Consider the following 17,743-nt stretch of genomic DNA (forward strand, 5'->3'; position numbering starts at 1 on the left):
GCTGCTTTCGAGTGCCTTTCTTCGACGGATTTCAATTGGCCGCGATGCGCGTGTAGCAGCACTTGTCTGGAAGTGAGTACCAAGCCGAGGTGCGCTCTCTTTTTGTGGCCCTTCTTACGCGGCTCCGTCGTAATCTGAGGCGGAATGTCCGCGTGCACCACGGCAGTGGGAGCCACTACGCTCTATCTATGCCTGCTCCAGCAGGACCAAGCCTACACGTTTTTGAAATTCCCTAATCCGCCGATACGCTGCATCGCGTTCTGGGCCGCTCGGAAGCTGCCTTACGGACGCTAGGATGTTGATCAGCAATCCGAGCAGCTCCTCAAGGTTGGCCGCGTCGTCCGCCTTGTAAAGCCCGTCACTCATGCGAACACCTCCTCTATTGCCTTCCACCTTCCGCGAAGCGGGGATCGCAATGACCCAACCCCAACGGGGGGGGCCAACTCGGCAAGGATTAAGCCGCCAGCAAGGTGGGTTTATCAAGTAGCAAATATTTCCGATGAAGGAGGTCGCCAAGCTGAGGCGGCCTTACTTTTTGTTCAACGGCTTGCCTGTCTTTCGATTCAAAGGTGCAGCTTGGCATGCCAGGACAGGTGATAGGAGCGCGTCCGCATAGCGTCTGCGTGGTTGAACAAGCAACCCAGCTACGATGTTGCTGTCCAGAAGAAGAGGGGGAACGCATTTTCGCTGAACGCGTCGATAACAAAACATTTTGCCCTTTCGTTACGGAGCGATGACGAAGTCGATTGAATCCGAATTCGATAAAGCATTTTCTCGTTTGGGACGAACTGCCCTTGAGTGAGCCGCTAAGTAGGAGCCAAGGTGGTGGTCCAATGAGGAAGTGCACCGAACTACCGAGACTATTTTTCTTTTCCTCATGATTTCCCAGCGCTGATCTTGCGTTTTGCGTCGTCTTTACGGGCGCACCGGAAATCAGCTTCGGTGCCTCACGCGTAGCCTAGCGCAGAACCCGGGTGCCAGCCCATAAGCCAAGCAGGAGCGGCACGCGCCGAGCGCGTAGAAGGCCGCTAATTGTGCAGGCCTGGCGCCACTATTGTCAGCGCGCTCCTGATGCGCACCGTGGTTGGATCTGGGCCTCACATCAGTTTTCCCTTGGTGTCAGATATTTCAGCATCTTGTTGCAAGCCTCCTCGGCCTCGGCGAACGTTCTGAAGGGCGAGCCACCGACCTTGATTGCGCTACGGCTCTCGTAAAGTTCGCGCCATGACGCCACAAAGCCGGGACGCCCGTGAAAGCCGGGGCCGGTGGGGCTCTCATAGGTGATCACGAACGAGAATCCATCGCCGCTTGCGCTCCATACTTCCAGATGCTCGACGGCGCGGTGAAATTGCAGGGTCATCGCCAGTCATTCACCTGTAGCAGCTCGGCGCCGCAATCGAAATGGCCCGGGGCGCTGCGTCGTTGGGAATCGTCATTGCCGCCTCAGGTTATTCGCATGAAGAGTCGTTTGCGCCCGCAACCCGCGGTCATTGGAAAGTGAAGCAATATCCAGGCCGGACAATGTGATCACACCCGATAAGTCGGATTCCGCATTGGAGTCGCAGAAGTCGATCGCGCCGAGCGGCGCGAGATAGTCCACGAACGAGACGCTGCGTTGGTGGAGTGAGAGATCAAGCGCGATTTCGGACTTGGACGAGAAGCTCGTGATCATCTGGTCGAGGCTGGTCGTGACGCTGTGCTCGGTCGAGCTCTGCACCTCCAGCGACAGCATGTGGTGTCGAGCCGACGCTCGTCGAGCATGATCCTGGCGGTGAGGCCGAATGAACCGACGATCTGGTCGTCGTTGAACACCTGCGGATAGGTGCCCCGCGCGTTGGCAGTGCGCAATTGCCCGCAGCGCAGTTTGCCGCTGCTGGATGAGGCCGCGGTAATGCTGGCCGTAGTTGTTGTCGTAGTCGGTGCGACCCGGGAGCAGACGTCCGGACGGAAACCCACATGTCGTTATAGGCGCGCCAGCGTGGAATCGAGCGCGGTTGGAAGCGGGAAATGCGAGCTCACGATAAGGGTTGGCCGAGCGCGGGGGCAGCTTGCGAAAGCACGTGTGATCTGCGCCGCGTGTGCCTCTGTCCGAATGCAAACGCGGTTCATGTCTGAAACCCGCCGCCGACTTTCTTGGAAAGCCACATTGCGCCTAAAACGCAAGCGTTCCGTTGCTTCGTACTGGCCCAAATCCTGCACCGCGCTTTCGCGCGAGGGAAGGTGGGCGGCGACAATAGGATGGGAGTCGCGTTTGAGTCTCGATCTGCCAATCGACGATGCGGCTGCCGGTCAAGTGTCGGCGACGAAGCTCGCCTATCCGCGCCCCGCAACGAAAACGAACGACGCGCGTGCTCACCAGGGCCTCGCGCGGCATCGATCATGCTACCCGAAAGCTGTTTTCGGAATCGGGCCGGTGCATCAATGTTTGCGCGCACCAACCCTTCGATGGCGTGCGATGTCCGTAGGATTCGGTGGCAGACAACCATGTAAAGGTCGATCTAGGCAATCGGCGGACGGTGCCGGGCGTCATCGCCGAGGTCGCGGGGCGGCTTGCGGGCGCACCGCTACGCGCATTGATCAACAATGCCGGCATCTCACCCAAGACGCCGGACGGTACACGGCTGACGTCGTCAGTCGGAAGCTGGATGAGGGTATTCCGTCTCAATCTGCTAGCCCTGTTCCTGTTTCCCCAAGGCCGCTTTCACGAGTTGAAGGCGGCCTGGCAATCGATTGTCGAGGTGACCTCGATCGCCGACTCACGCGTACACGCGCTTGCCGTCCATGCCGCTCTCGTCAAGGCTGAGGGATTGCTTGCTCATTCTGAAGTGAGGCGTCAATACATGGTCGACGAACTAGATTTGCGATCATTCCAGCTACATCCACAGCGCGACGCCGTGCTCGGTGAGGTGCATGTTCGCCCTTTCTCGCGCCTTGTCTCGCCATTTAGCGTGATCCACTTTGCTTTTCTTGCGCAGGGCGAGGCGGCCGCAAGCGATCGCCGCTGCTTTGTCGATTTTTGCCGGCAGCACAACGTTCCGCCGCCTGAGCTATTGGCGAAACATCACCAGATTGGGATCGGACCCGTTGGGCTACGCTGGGAGCAGCATTCGGAATTTGCAACATTCACTTGGATCTGGAGTACCGCGAATACTCCTGCGACTCGCCAATTCGGCGAAGTCGGTGATACCGTCCAATCGCTAATCCGCGGGTTGCGGCAGGCCGGACAATTATTGGTGGCGATCAAGTTGGAGGTGGAGCGGGTCGCCTCTCCCACGAAACGCGCCGAACAGATTTTTGACAAGAGCAGTCTGGCCATGGTTGCCACAAAGGGCGGCGCGGGCGTTGTGGCCTCAGACTTTCGCGTGGACGAAAACGGCTTCGCCAGAATCCTAGTCTGCGACCTCGGATTGACGCCGCACAATCTCGGCGCGCTGGTGCAACGGCTCCTGGAAATCGAGACCTACCGTCCTGTGGCGCTGCTTGGTCTGTCGACGGCCCTTGAGCTTGCGCCGTCTGTCGATCGCATCGATCGCCGTCTTATTGAGACGCTCGAAGAGATGCAAGGCGCCGAGGGGCTGAAGTTCAACAACCATCTGCTTGCCGAACTGACGGCGTTGGCCGCCTCCTTCGAAAGGGGCGCGACCGGCAGTCTGTTTCGCTTCGGCGCCAGCAGGGCCTATAACGAGCTGGTCCAATCGCGACTATCCATCATTGAAGGCAACGATGTCGCGGGTTATCCGACCTGGTCATCGTTTCTGGCGCGCCGTATGGCGCCAGCGATGCGAACCTGCGCAACCGTTGAGGATCGTCAGGCGAACCTGTCGGTCAAGCTGGCCCGTGCCGCCGATCTGTTGCGAACACGCGTCGATGTCGAAATCGAGCAACAGAATCGTGACCTGTTGCGCGCTATCAGCGAGCGCACGAGACAGCAGCTTCGGCTGCAGTGCACTGTCGAGGGATTGTCCGTCGGGGCGATAGGATATTATGTGGTCAGCCTGTTTAGCTACCTTGCCAAGGGCGCGCACGACGTCGGACTGCATGTAAAGCCCTCGTTCCTAACCGCAGCCTTCGTGCCGATCGCGCTCGGCGTGATCTGGCTTGTCAGTTACAATATTCGGAAGCGACACCTCAAGCACGATGACGCACCGTCCGCGGCTGGCGACTAAAGTTCCTTGAGCGAAGTCAGGGCATCCGTCCTACGACGATGCGCAGGGCAGAAGCCGCATGGTCCAGCGAAAACACCATGTCGCCCGGCTCGATCGTAAGGAGAACACTTAAAGCCGGCGGTTTAGCGAAATGCCGGGCGAATTGCGAAACCTGCAGCAAATACGAATCCCGCGTGTGGTGCGACAGGTTGCGGACCTGCATGTCTTCCACCATGCGTAACCGAAGCGAGGTCATAACGAACTCCTTGACAAGCGGGACGCTGCGCGCGGACAGCAATACCATCTTGCCAAGGGCAAGCGCTTCTGAAATGCGGTGGATTACGTTGCTGTGCGGGTGGTGCCGGGGCCAGAGACACGGGCCGGCTTCAAGGGGGATGCCCCGCGCTCAACGCGGATACCCTCGCGCGGGGCGGGTTCGTCCAATGGCAGTTTATGCCGACTGCCGAACTATGCCGAATGGTTTTGAGAAGAACCCGTCGTTTGCGCGTACTTGCGGCTGGTCAAGCCGTCGTCGTCCCGGTTCATTCTGAGCTTGATAGCTGGATCGGGTTTGCGGCCGCCACAAGCGAGGGCAAGCACGTTCAGCTGTCAGCAGATCAGCATGCTTCCCTCCGCAACAACCCGCTCCTTGTCAAGACCACAATCCTGTCGGTCCCACAAATCGTGCAGAGTCGAGAGTGGATGTCGCCTCGTCGAGGATCAGGATCTCCGGGTCCCGGTACAGAACCGGAGTTCACGCAAGGCGCTGCATCTCGCCGCCGGAGAGGGGCGCGCCGATCTAGCCCAGATAGGCCTGGATGCCGCCGGACCAGCGCTCGATCAACACCCGCAGCCCTATTTGATCGCAGATTGGGTCTCATCGCGTTGCTCTGCTGTTGCAGAAGAGATCCTCGTTTGTCGAAGATGCTGAAGATACTCAAAATGGCTCGGCAATGTGCGGACTAACTCGCCCGTGCGATCCCGCACTGCTTGGAATGCCGCGACGGCAGCGCTCACGTTGGCGTGCCGCAGAGTAGGCAGACTGCGGACGGGCCGATAGTGCAACCCAAGCAGCATCACAGAATAGGAGTAGAATTCGAAGCCGTGGTAGCACGGATTGATATTCCTTTCGTTCGGAAGCCGTTTTTTCCAAAGCTGAAGACGTTGGTTGACCGAGGGAGGGACAGAGATCTCCTTTGTCGCCCGCCAAAACGGCGTGTCGGCCCTGTCAGAAGCGCGATAATGAAGGACAAGAAAGTCGCGCACCCCGTCGATGCAATCGGCCATGATCCTATTGTAGTCGGCCACTACATCCGGGTCCATCGTGGGACCTGAATAATGACGCAGGAGCTCCTCAATGCCGAACTGAATGAAGAAAATCCCGGTCGACTCTAGTGGCTCCACGAAACCGGAGGACAAACCGATTGCGACGCAGTTCTTGACCCAAGAATTGCGGCAACGGCCGATTCGCATCTTGATGTGATTCGCGATGCAATCTTTTGCGCGCGGACCCAAATGTGCGCGAAGATCAGATTCAGCTTGTTCGGAAGAGACGAACTGACTGCAATAGACGTAGCCGGTCCCCACTCGGTTATAGAGAGGAATGTTCCAGACCCAACCGGACGGTAAAGCAGTGGCTGAGGTAAAGGGCTCGATATCTGATGTGTCAGCTTGGTAGGGGACCTGCAGCGCTACCGCGCGGTCGTTCAGTAAGACGTCTTGGAACGAAACGAACGGTTCCTTGAGCGCTTGATTGATAAGGAGACCGCGAAAACCGGTACAATCTACATAAAGCGATCCTTTCACTGCCCCATTTTTGCGGGTCCTAAGACAGTCGATCGAACCATCAGTTGAGAGAAGCACGTCTTCGACATCGTCTTCGATGCACCGAACGCCAAGCGCCGTCGCATAATTCTTGAGAAAGCTCGCGAGCAGACTGGCTTCAAAATGATACCCATAAGGGTACTGCAACCGGTGATCAGATAGGAATGTATTTGGCGGCGCCTCGTTAGCAGAATTGAACGTGGCTTTGACCTTGCGATCGAAGACTTCGCCGTTCAGGTATCTTGGAGATCTGTTGTTCTCGCATAGAGAGGAGGTGCTAAAGCAGGCGGAATCGAATGGTGTCTCATTAGGCTTTAGGTGTAACCACCATTCGCCAAGATTGTTTCCGTCTATGACCTCATAGCGTTGAAACGGATGATAGAAATGACCGCCGCCAGCAGTCCAATTGGTGAATTTGATCGCGAGCTTATAGGTAGCATTGCACGGTGGCATCCATTCCGATTCATCAAGGCCAAGATAATCAAAAAATAATTTAATTGTGCTGAAGCTGGCTTCACCAACCCCAATGGTGCCAACGTTAGCAGACTCGATAAGCGAGATATCGACACCCCTCAACGCCTTTTTGAGATAGGCGGCAGTCATCCATCCTGCCGACCCGCCCCCCAAAATCACGATAGATTCACCGGTCATCATGGCTCCCATTTTCGTTCATCAAACGTTAGTTGTTCGTTGGAGTTGTCCAATCGACGGAGAGCTCCAGCTCCGCTCGAGCGAGAAGAGCATCGCTTGGCACGCTCGCGTCGAGGTCGTGTGAGGGATTTCACCGCTTGTGAGATGAAGCTAGTCCGTTAAAGGCGATAGCTCAAAACCACCGCTTGAAGGCACAGATCGCGTTCGTAACGACAGATCTGCATCGGAAATTCATAAACCTCCACTTGCGTAATGCCGTCGTGTTGGTGCTCCCGGGTACATTCGAGGCGGAACGGGCTCGCATCGGGTGAACTGACAACAACACCGCCACCATTGCTAATGAAGAGCGTGGAGACCGCCCAAATCGTCCTGCTTTTCGCTGATGACGGGATTCCTGCGGCGTGAGCCTAAGAGTTGAGACATTCGCAATCCTTGTCAGTCGTTGGAGAGCTTTTGCGTGGTCGGGGACCGCCGCCACCCATCTGAGATCGTACAATTTAACGCTACGTGCGATTCAAGCCCGCTTCGAGAACTCGGCGCATGAATATGTCCAAACTCCCGGCTCCCAGAACAGGAACAATACGAGCCGAGTCGTTCATAGGGATAGCCCCACGAAGAGACCTACAGATCCGTGAGCAGCGGTTTGCCGCGTTCCTGACGCAGCCGCAGGCGATCTTCGGCGCTCAGGCGTTGATTTCGCGCTCGATCTCGAACAGCGCGTCGATGCGCTTGACCAGCGCGATCGGCGAGATTGCCGCCGCCGTTCGTCCCCGCAGCGCACTCTTTGCGATGTCGGCCAGCGCAATAGGTTGCTGATTTTGGCTTAAGGTAGCCCCGAAAGAGATCGCAAATTCTGCGGCCCTGCGTCGAGCGGCCATCGCCGCCAGCGGATCGTTCGTGACTGCCGAGCAATTGGCTGGATTTGGCAGCCGGGAACCGGCACAGGGTTCGTGAGTTCCGCGTCGATCAAGGCACCGAGTTCGTGTCACGCGATCTTGACCTGTGGGCCTATCAGCGCGGTGTTGCGTTGGACTTCTCCCGGCCGAGCAGGCCGACCGACAATGCCTTCATCGAGGCCTTCAACGGACGTTTCCGGGCCGAATGCCTCAACGCGCACTGGTCCTGAGCCTTGCGGACGCCAAGGAGGATTGGCGCAGGCACTACAATGAAGAGCGGCACGCCAACGTAAATAATCCTCTCGTGGGGTTTCATTCTGTCGGTCTTATTGATGCAGCGAATACGTGCGCGTTTGGCCATTCTGGTGCTCCTACATTTTGCCCTTTGCCCCTTGCGTGCTCACCTACCAGGATTGGTTGGCCGCTAAAATGGAAAGCAGCGCGGGCGCGACTCGGCGTCGGTGAACGCGTGAGAAAGGCCGACAATGTCCCTACCGCGCTGCCAGAGAAGTTAGCGGCGACGTGACTCGGCGCTCAGGGCGCCCACACGCACGGGCAAGCGCTGTCCCTATCACGCGCCGCCCACTTCTACTGCCATCCATCGCCCCAGTCTGCGACGCCGACCAAGGCCGCCGGGGTGTATCAAGTTCGATGGAGAAAAATTACGTGCTCCAGGCCGGGTGGTCCCTGTGTGGCCATGTGATTCACACCTCGAAAAGTGAGATTTGACTGCGGCTGAGACGCGCTCGGCAGGATGTTATGCAAGCGCATTCCTTGTATCAGCTCTTCCGGCGCCCATTGGTCGCCGTGCTGCCAGCCCCGGGAACGTACAGTGACAGATTAGGCACGGCAGGCGCCCAGTAAGCCGCTTGATGCGCCGGGCCGGAGGTCGATGCCCCAAGGTTTTGATCCCGAGGCGCCAGGCCAATTGTGATCGAGCGCACTCATACTCTGGCCTCGACGGCCGAGCTCATCCCCCAATCCGTGAAGAGCCCGACTGTACTCAAAGGCTGTGCTCTCTTTTAAGTTTTTCCGAGCTGCGATCGCCTTATCGATGAGGCTCCGGTCTTGATCAGACAGATCAGGATGGTACGGGTTTGGACGCGCGGCAGTCTCTGCGACGGCGGCATCGGCCTCAGGCGCTTCGCCCAGGTGCTGCTCAAACTCCTCTTGCCCTGCCTGTCCCGTTTCGCAATCCTTCCTCGACGGCAGATTTCCCTTGTTGCCCACTGTCCATGTCCCGCGCGTGCTGCCACCATTACCCCGGTGGGATCCTGGGGTGTTTTTCTCGCTCGCTTCCCCCCCCGGACGCCGGCCTTCCCCGTTAGAATGGCGGGTCGGCTCCACGATGACGCTTTCGGAGCCTGCTCAGTATTCACTCGCAAGTTGCGGCCCGCATCGAGAATCTCCGCAAACACCGTGCCGTCAGCACCCAAACGGTTGCTGCCTACCGTGACACGTTGAGATTGCTCCTGGACTTCGCCTCAAAGCGATTGCGCCGCACTCCAAGCGCGATCACGCTGTTGGAACTCGACGCGCCGCTGTGCCGATCGGCCAGGTCTTTCCGTATCTGGTGGCGATCATCGATTGGGCGAGCCGTGCGGTGCTGGCCTAGCGCCTGTCGAACACGATGGACGTATCGTTCTGCGTGTCTGCGTGCGGATTCCGACGAAGTCGCCCAGGCGTACCGATATGAAGTCGCCCGTGGATTCCGAGACGATGTCGCCCACCTTTCCGATTTGATCTCGCCCAGCGGCGAGGCGTTCTGGCCGGCTGGTTCTCTGGCATCGGTCAAGCCGCGTGGTCAATCTGGAATCGCGACTTCAACCTGTTTTTCTTCTGTTGCGGTTGCTGTGGGCATGTGGGCAACGCCTTGGCGTTGTCCAAGCGCAGCGGCATGTCCACAGCGCCACGGGGCTCAGGTCTTTCGGGCGGATTGCCGGGTTCGGCGCAGGCTCTCACCGGTGAGGTCGAGCCGATGGGCATTGTGGACGAGGCGATCGAGCACGGCGTCGGCATAGGTGGGATCTCCAATGAGCAGATGCCACTGGTCCACGGGGAGCTGGCTGGTGACGATAGTGGAGCGATGACCGTAGCGATCTTCGAGGATTTCCAGGAGGTCGTGACGGGCGCCGGCATCGAGCGGCTCGAGCCCCCAATCGTCAAGTCACGTTGAGCTCAACGTGATTGGACTTATGTGCAGCGCGCAGTGATGTAGAGTTGACGGTTGACAATCAGCGCTGGTCCGGTTTTTGACAGCCCCCAACTCCACATAATTTACCCTGTAGGTCATAGCCTTCTCAACCAATCAACAATGTTGATCGCCGCAGAAGAGACGCGCCCGGCGCGAGGCGGTGCGAGGATCTCGGGGAACACCTGCATAAGCGCTTGGCGTTTTAGATCGATGTCCGCCCTTGCATAGGTCATGGTTGTGTTCAGCGACGAATGCCCAAGCCATTGGCTGATGGTCGCGAAGTCGACTCCCGCCTTCAGGAGAAAGATGGCGGTCGTATGCCGCAAGGAATGGGGATGGATCCGCTTCTGCTGCAGCGTGCGGGTTGCGTTGGCTCCGGCCGTGATGTGCTTCTTGAGCAGGTAACGAACGCCAAAGCGAGTCAACTTGTTGCCCTGGCGGTTCACGAACAGCGGAGCGTCGCTACCTCCCGAATGAGCAGCACTGTTCGACAGTTCTTGCAGAAGTCGTGCGGTTTGGGGCCAAATTGGACACAATCGCGTTTTGTCGCCCTTGCCGCGCAGCCGGATTTGATGAGGAGGATCAGTGCGGATGTCGCACAGCCGCAGATCGAGTATCTCCTGAACACGGGCTCCCGTGTTGAGCATCAGTGCGAACAAGGCATAGTCGCGCTTGCCCCGTTCCGAGAAGCGATCGATTGATTTGAGCAACGCTTCGACCTCCTGCGGCTCAAGGTATTCGATCGGCTTGCTGCGCGCGCCGCGTTTGAACGGTACGCCTAGCACGCGCTGCAGTTCGGCGAGATAGGCGGGCTGTTCGGTTGCGAGAAAGCGAGCGAACGTATGCAGCGCCGCCAGCCGCGCATTGCGAGTGGCTACTCCATTGTGACGCTCAGCCTCCAGAAACGCCAGAAAGTCCTGAACCTGCTTCGCCGTGAAATCGATGAGATCGAGATCCTCGATAGCCTTGGCCGATTGCGATGAAGTAAAGCGCAGGAACAGAACGATCGCATCCCGGTAGTTGCGTATGGTGTGTCGGCTGGTACCCCGGAGCGTCGGCAGATACTCCCGGAAGAACCGCTCGATGCTCTTGCCGAGCTCGTTAGGTCTTTGGGATCTCATGCGGCATCTCCTGTGATGAGGTGGCCGAAATGCCTCTCGAGCCGATCGCTGGCCGCAGCAGCAAGTTGTGGAATCCAGCGGAGGTAATAGGCAGTCGAAACAATTGAGACGTGCCCCATGTACATCGCAAGCTTTGGCAGATTGGATTGGACATCCGCCCCTTGCTGGTACCATCGCAACAGCGATCCGACGGCAAAGCTATGACGAAAGTCATGCACCCGCGGGATTCGCCCGTCGGGGCCCCGAACGTTGGCGACTTGGAATAGCGTTTGGACTCCTTCTCGGAGGCCGGTACCTGTGTAGCCGCGCATGCGCCCCTTGGTATTGCAAAGCAAGGGTGAATCCGCCGAATGGCTCAGAGGTGATCGAAACCGCTTCCTGAGATACAACCTCAGCTCCCGACTGGCATCCGGCGACAACGGGACGATCCGCGACTTGTGGAACTTCGACGCACGAATGTGCAAAATGCCATGGCGGGCATCGACGTCGGCCAAGGTGAGATGCAGCAGTTCGCCCCTACGGAGCCCCGCGGTGTAGAGCAGGACCACGGCAAGTCGCATCACCGCTGGTCGCAGCGGCGAACCTGACGTCGGGGCCAAACGATCGGCTATGGCCAACATCCTAGCGACTTCGGCCGCCCCAAAGATGACCGGCGGTGCATGGGGGCTCCGACGCGGGAAGCGATTGATATCCGGAACGAAGCAACTTGGCTCGGTACGCTGACGATAGAGACAAAAGTTGCGCACGATACGCTGGCGATTGCGCCGCGTGTTTGCAGAAAGATGACCTTGTGACACGCACCATCCCTCGAAGAGTGCTTGGTCGAGGTCAGTACAGGTGTTCTTCTCCAGGAATAGACGCAGAGCGTCGATTACGCGCTCCTCATGAACATAGCCGCGCCCGAGTGAACGTTGCCTCTGCAAATAACGGTCAACCACTTGGTTGAACGCGCTCGCCAATGATGTCGCGCTCATGCTGCGGCCTCCTCGATGCCGATGGTCGCCGTCGGCAGAGGAAGCGCGACCTCTCGCAGGGCCCCGGTCTGCAGCCGGAGATAGACACAGGTGCTCTCCAGAGTACGATGGCCGAGCAGATCACCGATCACCTTGACGCCGACACCACGATCGAGCAGACGCATCGCAAACGAATGGCGCAGGCAGTAGGAGGATGTATCCTGCAGCGGCAGACCGCTCTGACGTGCGCGCTTCTGGTAAAGATCGCCTATGGCGTAGTGCGTGAGGGGACCTACCGGGGTGCTTGCGCGGAGGAAAAGTTCACGATGCGCCCCGCCGGGCCGGCCGCGGCGCAGATAGCTCCTGAGAATGCGTATGGTTTGTTCGGCTAGAGGAAGTGCCAGATCTGATTTGGTCTTGCACTGCTTGACGCGAAGCGTCCGGCTATCCCAATCGATGGAGCCAAGCGTCAGTGCGATGATCTCGGAGGGCCGCAGGCCGTAATGCGCCATCAAATGAAGGATCGCATAGTCTCGCCAGCCAAGCGGCTCCGATCGGTCGATGGAGCGTAGCAGCCGCTTTACAAGCGGCCAAGCCAGAGCTCGAGGCGGTCGTTCACCTCGGTAGGCGCGCGGCGCGTCAATTGCGTCGAGCCGTTGCCGGATCTCGCCCTGGTCGAAGCAAAACCGAAGAAAGGCGCGAAGGCGAGCGACAACGTGCTGTAGGGTTTGTCGCTTAACGCGCCGTGCTTTGGTCATTACGAACCGCTCGACTGTGGCAGCTGACAACGCGTGCAGCGGGGCGCCAGCTAGCAAAGCGTGCGCGAGCAAGCTCTTCACTGTTATGATGTGCTGTTCCAGGGTCGCGCTGGTAAGACCACGCACCTCCGATAAATGCCATCTGTAGCGACCAAGAAGTGCTGAGAACGCCTCTGGTATTGGTTCTTGGACGAACAGCCGTCTCGCGGTGAGAAACCGTTCAACGGCGCGTCGGGTGCCTTGCAATGACGCGGGGGCAAATGCTTGCGACAAGAACCTTCCTGAAACGACGGTATCGCAATCAAGCCGCGCTGAACACATTCGGTCGAGAGCTTCCTTTAGGCCTCGTACGTGGTGGCAGGCCGTAGATCGGGCGTAGCCAGCCGAGATGAGCCAAATAGCGAAATCCTCCAACAAAGTGCCATTGGGCGACGCCGTGTAACTCGCGTGAACCTTCCGGAATAAGTGTTCGAGCATGGTTGCCTCCTTCGGATGAACGAGAGAGAACCACGCTACCGTCGTCAGTTATGTTGAGTAGGGACGGTCGAAGCGGCTGTTAATAGCGGGGAGATCTATATCGCTCCACATCATTGCGCGCTGCACATAAGTCGAGGATCAGCAGATCGACACGGCCCAGGCCGCGCAACAGGCGTGGATGGCGGCCGTCGCCGCGGGCGAGCGCCAGATCGTCGAACAGGCGCGGGACGCGCTGATAGAGCACGGAGCGATTGTCGCGACAGGCCTTGTGGCCGAGCGCCGAGGCGAGCCAACTCTTGCCGACGCCGGCCGGGCCGCAGATCAGGAGATTGACGTGGTCGTCGATCCAGCGGCCCTCGACAAGCTTGGCGAACAGCGGGCGGTCGAGTCCGCGCGGGGTGCGGTAGTCGACGTCCTCGACGCACGCCTGCTGGCGCAGCTTGGCGTAGCGCAGGCGAGTGGCGAGCCGCTTGTCGTGGCGCAGCGAGGCTTCACGTTCGAGCAGCAGCGCAAGCCATTCGGCGTGACCGAGGCTGGCAGCCTCGCCGGTGGCTTCGATATCGGCGAAGGCCTTGGCCATGCCGTGCAGGCCGAGGGCGTTGAGGCGGTCAAGGGTCGGATGGGTGAGCAAGGGATGGTCTCCTAATTGTAGTAGCGCGGTCCGCGGATGTTGGCATGCAGGATCGGCGCATCGTCCGCGGAGCGCTGGTGAGCGGGACGCCGATCGAGGTTGTTGGCGAGGATCGACTTGACCGATCCGTAGGTGCGTGCGCCGATGTCGATCGCCCGCGCAGCCGCAGCGTCGAGGCGCTCGCGCCCGTAGGAGGCGGCGAGCCTGAGGATGCCGAGGCAGGCGCGGAAGCCTTGCTCGGGGTGCGAGCGCTCGTCGAGAATGAGGTCGCACAACGCGCTGGTCGCCGGCCCAATGGCGGCGGCGTCCTGGCGGATACGCGCGATGGTCCAGCCGGCGTAGCGCCGATGGCTGGAGGCCATGTGCTCCGGCACGGTGGTGTGCTTGTGATTGCCGCTCATGCGCTGATGCGCGGCGATCCGCTCGCCCTTGTGGAAGATCTCGACGGTGCGGGCCGTGAACCGCACCTCGACCTCGGCGCGGGCGAAGCGATGCGGAACGCTGTAGTAATGCTTCTCCACCTCGACGTGGTAATCGAGGCTGACACGGCGGATACGCCACTCGGCGAGCACGTAGGAACTCGCCGGCAATGGCTTGAGCGCCGGCCGGTCGACCTCCTCGAGCAGTCGGCGGCGTGTCACGCCGAGCCGCCGGATCGGCCGTTCCTCGTTGAGCCTTGTGAGCAGTTCGCCGATCGCCGCATTGACCTCGGCCAGGCTGTAGAAGGTGCGATGACGCAGGCGGCCGAGCAGCCAGCGCTCGACGATGAGGACGGCCTGCTCGACCTTTGCCTTGGAGAAGGTCGTCGACTGCAGGCCGTGTAGGTACGACCCGCCAAAGGGTGCGGATCACTCATCCCTTCCATCCGCTGTGCGGTCGCATGTTCGATCTGATCTGCCGGCGGCGACATTGGGGCGAAGACCGGGTGATCTATGAAGGGCAGAATGGACGACTTTGCACGATTGCGAGCGCCTGGACCGACATCGATCCCGGGGATGAGTTTCGGCTGATTGCCGCGGGTCGAGCAGCCTTTAGGACCGTTGATCTGCTGGCCCTGTGTGATGCGCTGGATCGGCTCGCCGAGGGATTGAGGTCCGACGATGCGTAAAGAGAATTACGCCGCGTGTGTAAAGGGATTGACGCCGCTCCACAGCCGCCAAACGACGGATTTTTACCAGACTATCGGCCAAATATCGGAATGTGGTGCTGACTTGGGGCTTGATCATCAAGATATAGAGGCGTATTTATATTTACGACGATTCGAGGCCACGCATGAGGAAGGCCAAAAGACAGGATCCGAAGAGCGCGGCGCTGGCGCAGGACGGCGTCCTCAATCCCGACCCCGAAGCTGTCCGCGACATGCTGTTCGTCGGCAATCCATTCTTCGATGCCAAGGACTTGGTCCAAGTCCGTTACGAGATGGTGCGGCGGCATCAAGTCGACGGCGTTGCCATCAGCGAAGCCGCCGCGACGTTCGGCGTCACCCGCCCAACCTTCTACAAGGCCCAGAGTGCGCTGCAGAGCGCAGGAGTCGCCGGCTTGCTGCCGAACCGGCGAGGCCCCAAGAGTGGCTACAAGATCTCCGCCGAGGTCATTGCGTTCGTAGCCGATCTCAAGGCCGCAAGCCCCGAGCTGACGACATCGCAATGTCTCGATGCGATCGAGACACGCTTTGGCGTCAAGGTGCACCGGCGCAGCCTGGAGCGGGCGCTGGCGCGCAAAAAAAAACGACTCACTTCAACCTGATCGTTCCGCCGGCAGACGCCACGGACCGTTACGAGGAGCTACGCGCCGCGGTATTGCGAGGCGAGCTCACTGCCTGCTTTGGCCTCGGCATTCTTCGCCGCCAAGGGCTCGCTGCATGGATCAGAGCGCTCGGGCAGCGCCGTCACGCCGAGATGGCGTGCTGCGATCATCCGACCACGCCAGCGATCACGGTCGATCCATTGCCTGCAGCGGGCGACCTCACGCGACTCATCGCCGGCATCATTATCGCCATCGCAATGGAGCCTGCCCATGGCTGACCTCAAAGTCACTGCCGAGCATCTCAAGCGCGCCGCCTACCTCTATGTCCGCCAATCGACCCTCCGCCAAGTCGCCGAGCACGGCGAGAGCACGCAGCGCCAATATGCGTTGCGCGCTCGGGCAATCGCCGTGGGCTGGCCGATTGAACGCATCCACGTCATCGATTGCGATCTCGGCAAATCAGGATCAAGTACGACAGCACGCGAGGGCTTCCAGCAACTCGTGAGCGAGGTGGCGCTGGGCAAGGCCGGCATTGTTATGGGTCTGGAGGTCTCGCGGCTTGCACGCAACTCGGCTGACTGGCACCGCCTCATCGAGTTGTGCGCGTTGACGATGACGCTGATTCTCGACGAGGACGGAATCTACGATCCAGCCAACTTCAATGATCGCCTCCTGCTCGGCCTTAAGGGCACGATGAGCGAAGCCGAGCTGCATATCCTCAAAGCACGCATGCGCGGTGGCCAACTCAACAAGGCGCGACGTGGCGAGCTCGAGATGTGCCCTCCAGTCGGCTTGGTCTACCGGAATGATCGGACCCTCGGCCTCGATCCTGACGCCCAAGTGCAGAATGCCATCCGTCTCGTGTTCGACACCTTCGAGCGGACCGAAAGCGCCATGCAGACCGTCCGCTTCTTCCGAGAGCAAGGTCTGTTGTTCCCACGTCGATTGCGCGCAGGTCCAAACAAGGGAGACCTCCTGTGGGCGCCGCCGAATCATGCGCGCATCCTGCAGGTGCTCCACAATCCACGCTACGCCGGCGCCTTCGTCTATGGTCGCACGCGCACACGGCACAGGCCCGACGGCGGCAGCAGTGTCGTCAGGGTTGCCCGGGCGGACTGGCAGTTCGTCATGCCGGGCATGTACCAAGGCTACATCGACTGGGAACGGTTCGAAGCCAATCAGCGGCGGCTCGCCGACAATGCTCGCGCCTTCGGCGGCGAACGGCGGTCGGGGCCGGCACGCGAAGGACCGGCGTTGCTGCAAGGTCGCGTGGTCTGTGGCCTCTGTGGCGAACGCATGGGTGTGCGCTACAGCCAAGAGCACAGCCGCACAGTACCGACCTATGTCTGTCAAGCTAATGCGGTGCGGCGCGCGGGATGGACATGCCAAACGGTTCCCGGGAAGCTCGTCGATGCCGCGATCGCCGCCCTGATGATCGAGCTGATGACACCGATGAGCCTGGCGGTCACTTTGGAGATTCAGCGCGAGCTCGAGGCGCGCGCCGCGGAGACTGACGCAGCGCGTCGCCAGCATGTCGAGCGGATGCGCTATGAAGGCGAGCTCGCGCGGCGGCGCTACATGAAGGTCGATCCCGACAACCGCCTCGTCGCCGATGCACTCGAAGCGGAATGGAACGAGAAGCTGCGCATTCATGCCGATGCGGCGGAAGACTACGAGCGCCGTTGCAAACAGCAGGCCGCAGCACTGAGCGCCGAGACCCGACGGCGCATTCTCGATCTTGCCGAGCAACTGCCCCGAATCTGGCACGACCCGCGTGTCGACGTCCGCGAGCGCAAGCGCATTGCGCGTCTACTCATCGACGACGTAACCCTGATCAAAGCGGAGAAGATCACCGTTCACGTGCGCCTGTCGGGCGGCGCCACGCGCTCCTTGGTGCTCGAACGGCCGTTGCCTATCGCACAGATCCGCAAGTTCAAACCTGAGCTCGTCGCCGAGGTCGATCGTCTCCTCGACCATCACTGCGATCGTGAGATCGCTGAGATTCTCAATCAGAACGGACGGCGCACATGGGAGGCAAAGCCGTTCAATCTCAAGAAAGTCGCCTGGATTCGTTGCGCCTACAAGCTCTCGAGCCGTCATGATCGACTGCGCCGGCGCGGCATGCTCACGACGCGCGAGGTGGCCGCGAAGTTCGGTGTCTCAAAGACAGCTGTGCGCGAATGGGGCAATCAGGGGCTCATCAAAAAATGCTATACGGACAGCCTGAACCGCGGACTGTGGGAGATCCCGCCGGGCAAAATCATCATCAAGGGCCATGGCGGCCCTCGCGGTTGCCCAGCACAACTCATCTCGATCACCGCGCCATCACAGGAATGAGGTGCAGTAT

13 protein-coding genes and 5 pseudogenes are annotated in these 17,743 nt (G+C 59.8%); 5 read left to right on the forward strand and 13 right to left on the reverse strand.

From position 1 onward, the window contains the following. Positions 1 to 186 precede the first annotated feature (186 nt). The 3 genes from ACVJGD_RS39570 to ACVJGD_RS39580 all read right to left on the reverse strand — a co-directional run bounded on the left by ACVJGD_RS39570 (position 187) and on the right by ACVJGD_RS39580 (position 1,732). Positions 187 to 366: a hypothetical protein gene (locus ACVJGD_RS39570; RefSeq protein ID WP_456639222.1), complete on the reverse strand. Its 180-nt coding sequence runs from the start codon at positions 364 to 366 to the stop codon at positions 187 to 189. Between the two features lie 736 nt (positions 367 to 1,102). Further along, a complete protein-coding gene (locus ACVJGD_RS39575) occupies positions 1,103 to 1,360 on the reverse strand; it encodes a hypothetical protein (RefSeq protein WP_456639223.1) in 258 nt (85 codons plus the stop codon). Positions 1,361 to 1,432: 72 nt separating this feature from the next. Next, positions 1,433 to 1,732, reverse strand: a complete 300-nt coding sequence (locus ACVJGD_RS39580; RefSeq protein WP_456639224.1) for a hypothetical protein — start codon at positions 1,730 to 1,732, stop codon at positions 1,433 to 1,435. A 784-nt stretch (positions 1,733 to 2,516) separates the two neighbouring features. On the opposite strand from ACVJGD_RS39580, the gene ACVJGD_RS39585 reads away from it, so the two are divergent. Then, positions 2,517 to 4,166 carry a DUF3422 family protein gene (locus ACVJGD_RS39585; protein ID WP_456640531.1) on the forward strand — a complete coding sequence of 550 codons (1,650 nt, stop codon included), beginning with the start codon at positions 2,517 to 2,519 and terminating at the stop codon, positions 4,164 to 4,166. Between the two features lie 16 nt (positions 4,167 to 4,182). Here the strand turns inward: ACVJGD_RS39585 and ACVJGD_RS39590 are convergent, their stop codons facing one another. The 3 genes and pseudogenes from ACVJGD_RS39590 to ACVJGD_RS39600 all read right to left on the reverse strand — a co-directional run. Continuing rightward, positions 4,183 to 4,401, reverse strand: coding sequence for a hypothetical protein (locus ACVJGD_RS39590; RefSeq protein WP_456639225.1), 219 nt, complete (start codon positions 4,399 to 4,401; stop codon positions 4,183 to 4,185). A gap of 599 nt (positions 4,402 to 5,000) precedes the next feature. Next, positions 5,001 to 6,623, reverse strand: coding sequence for a tryptophan halogenase family protein (locus ACVJGD_RS39595; protein ID WP_456639226.1), 1,623 nt, complete (start codon positions 6,621 to 6,623; stop codon positions 5,001 to 5,003). A 621-nt stretch (positions 6,624 to 7,244) separates the two neighbouring features. Next, positions 7,245 to 7,420: pseudogene (locus ACVJGD_RS39600) on the reverse strand (IS66 family transposase); the annotation flags it as partial. Between the two features lie 152 nt (positions 7,421 to 7,572). Here ACVJGD_RS39600 and ACVJGD_RS39605 point away from each other — a divergent pair. Then, positions 7,573 to 7,814 (forward strand): annotated as a pseudogene (locus tag ACVJGD_RS39605) (integrase core domain-containing protein); the annotation flags it as partial. A gap of 1,620 nt (positions 7,815 to 9,434) precedes the next feature. On the opposite strand, the pseudogene ACVJGD_RS39610 reads toward ACVJGD_RS39605, so the two are convergent. The 6 genes and pseudogenes from ACVJGD_RS39610 to ACVJGD_RS39635 form a co-directional block, all read right to left on the reverse strand. Next, positions 9,435 to 9,683: pseudogene (locus ACVJGD_RS39610) on the reverse strand (ATP-binding protein); the annotation flags it as partial. Between the two features lie 122 nt (positions 9,684 to 9,805). Then, entirely contained in the window at positions 9,806 to 10,831 is a 1,026-nt protein-coding gene (locus ACVJGD_RS39615; RefSeq protein ID WP_456639227.1) for a tyrosine-type recombinase/integrase, read from the reverse strand. Continuing rightward, positions 10,828 to 11,805 carry a tyrosine-type recombinase/integrase gene (locus ACVJGD_RS39620; RefSeq protein WP_456639228.1) on the reverse strand — a complete coding sequence of 326 codons (978 nt, stop codon included), beginning with the start codon at positions 11,803 to 11,805 and terminating at the stop codon, positions 10,828 to 10,830. The genes ACVJGD_RS39615 and ACVJGD_RS39620 overlap by 4 nt, the downstream gene beginning before the upstream one ends. Next, a complete protein-coding gene (locus ACVJGD_RS39625; protein ID WP_456639229.1) occupies positions 11,802 to 12,542 on the reverse strand; it encodes a tyrosine-type recombinase/integrase in 741 nt (246 codons plus the stop codon). Before ACVJGD_RS39625 ends, ACVJGD_RS39620 begins: the two co-directional genes overlap by 4 nt. Positions 12,543 to 13,149: 607 nt before the next feature. Then, positions 13,150 to 13,650 (reverse strand): annotated as a pseudogene (locus ACVJGD_RS39630) (ATP-binding protein); the annotation flags it as partial. Between the two features lie 11 nt (positions 13,651 to 13,661). After that, a pseudogene (locus ACVJGD_RS39635) lies at positions 13,662 to 14,498 on the reverse strand (Mu transposase domain-containing protein); the annotation flags it as partial. Between the two features lie 32 nt (positions 14,499 to 14,530). Between ACVJGD_RS39635 and ACVJGD_RS39640 the strand changes: the two are divergent. Next, on the forward strand, positions 14,531 to 14,758 hold the full coding sequence (locus ACVJGD_RS39640; RefSeq protein ID WP_456639230.1) for a DUF5372 family protein: 228 nt from the start codon (positions 14,531 to 14,533) through the stop codon (positions 14,756 to 14,758). 164 nt (positions 14,759 to 14,922) lie between these two features. Beyond that, positions 14,923 to 15,396, forward strand: a complete 474-nt coding sequence (locus tag ACVJGD_RS39645) for a helix-turn-helix domain-containing protein (protein ID WP_456639231.1) — start codon at positions 14,923 to 14,925, stop codon at positions 15,394 to 15,396. A gap of 38 nt (positions 15,397 to 15,434) precedes the next feature. On the opposite strand, the gene ACVJGD_RS39650 is transcribed toward ACVJGD_RS39645, so the two are convergent. Further along, positions 15,435 to 15,668, reverse strand: coding sequence for a hypothetical protein (locus tag ACVJGD_RS39650; protein ID WP_456639232.1), 234 nt, complete (start codon positions 15,666 to 15,668; stop codon positions 15,435 to 15,437). Between ACVJGD_RS39650 and ACVJGD_RS39655 the strand changes: the two genes are divergently transcribed. After that, positions 15,667 to 17,733 (forward strand): recombinase family protein, encoded by a 2,067-nt coding sequence (locus ACVJGD_RS39655; RefSeq protein WP_456639233.1) that lies wholly within the window; start codon positions 15,667 to 15,669, stop codon positions 17,731 to 17,733. The genes ACVJGD_RS39650 and ACVJGD_RS39655 overlap by 2 nt on opposite strands. Positions 17,734 to 17,743 lie beyond the last annotated feature (10 nt).

The sequence above is a fragment of the Bradyrhizobium sp. USDA 10063 genome (assembly GCF_054063735.1).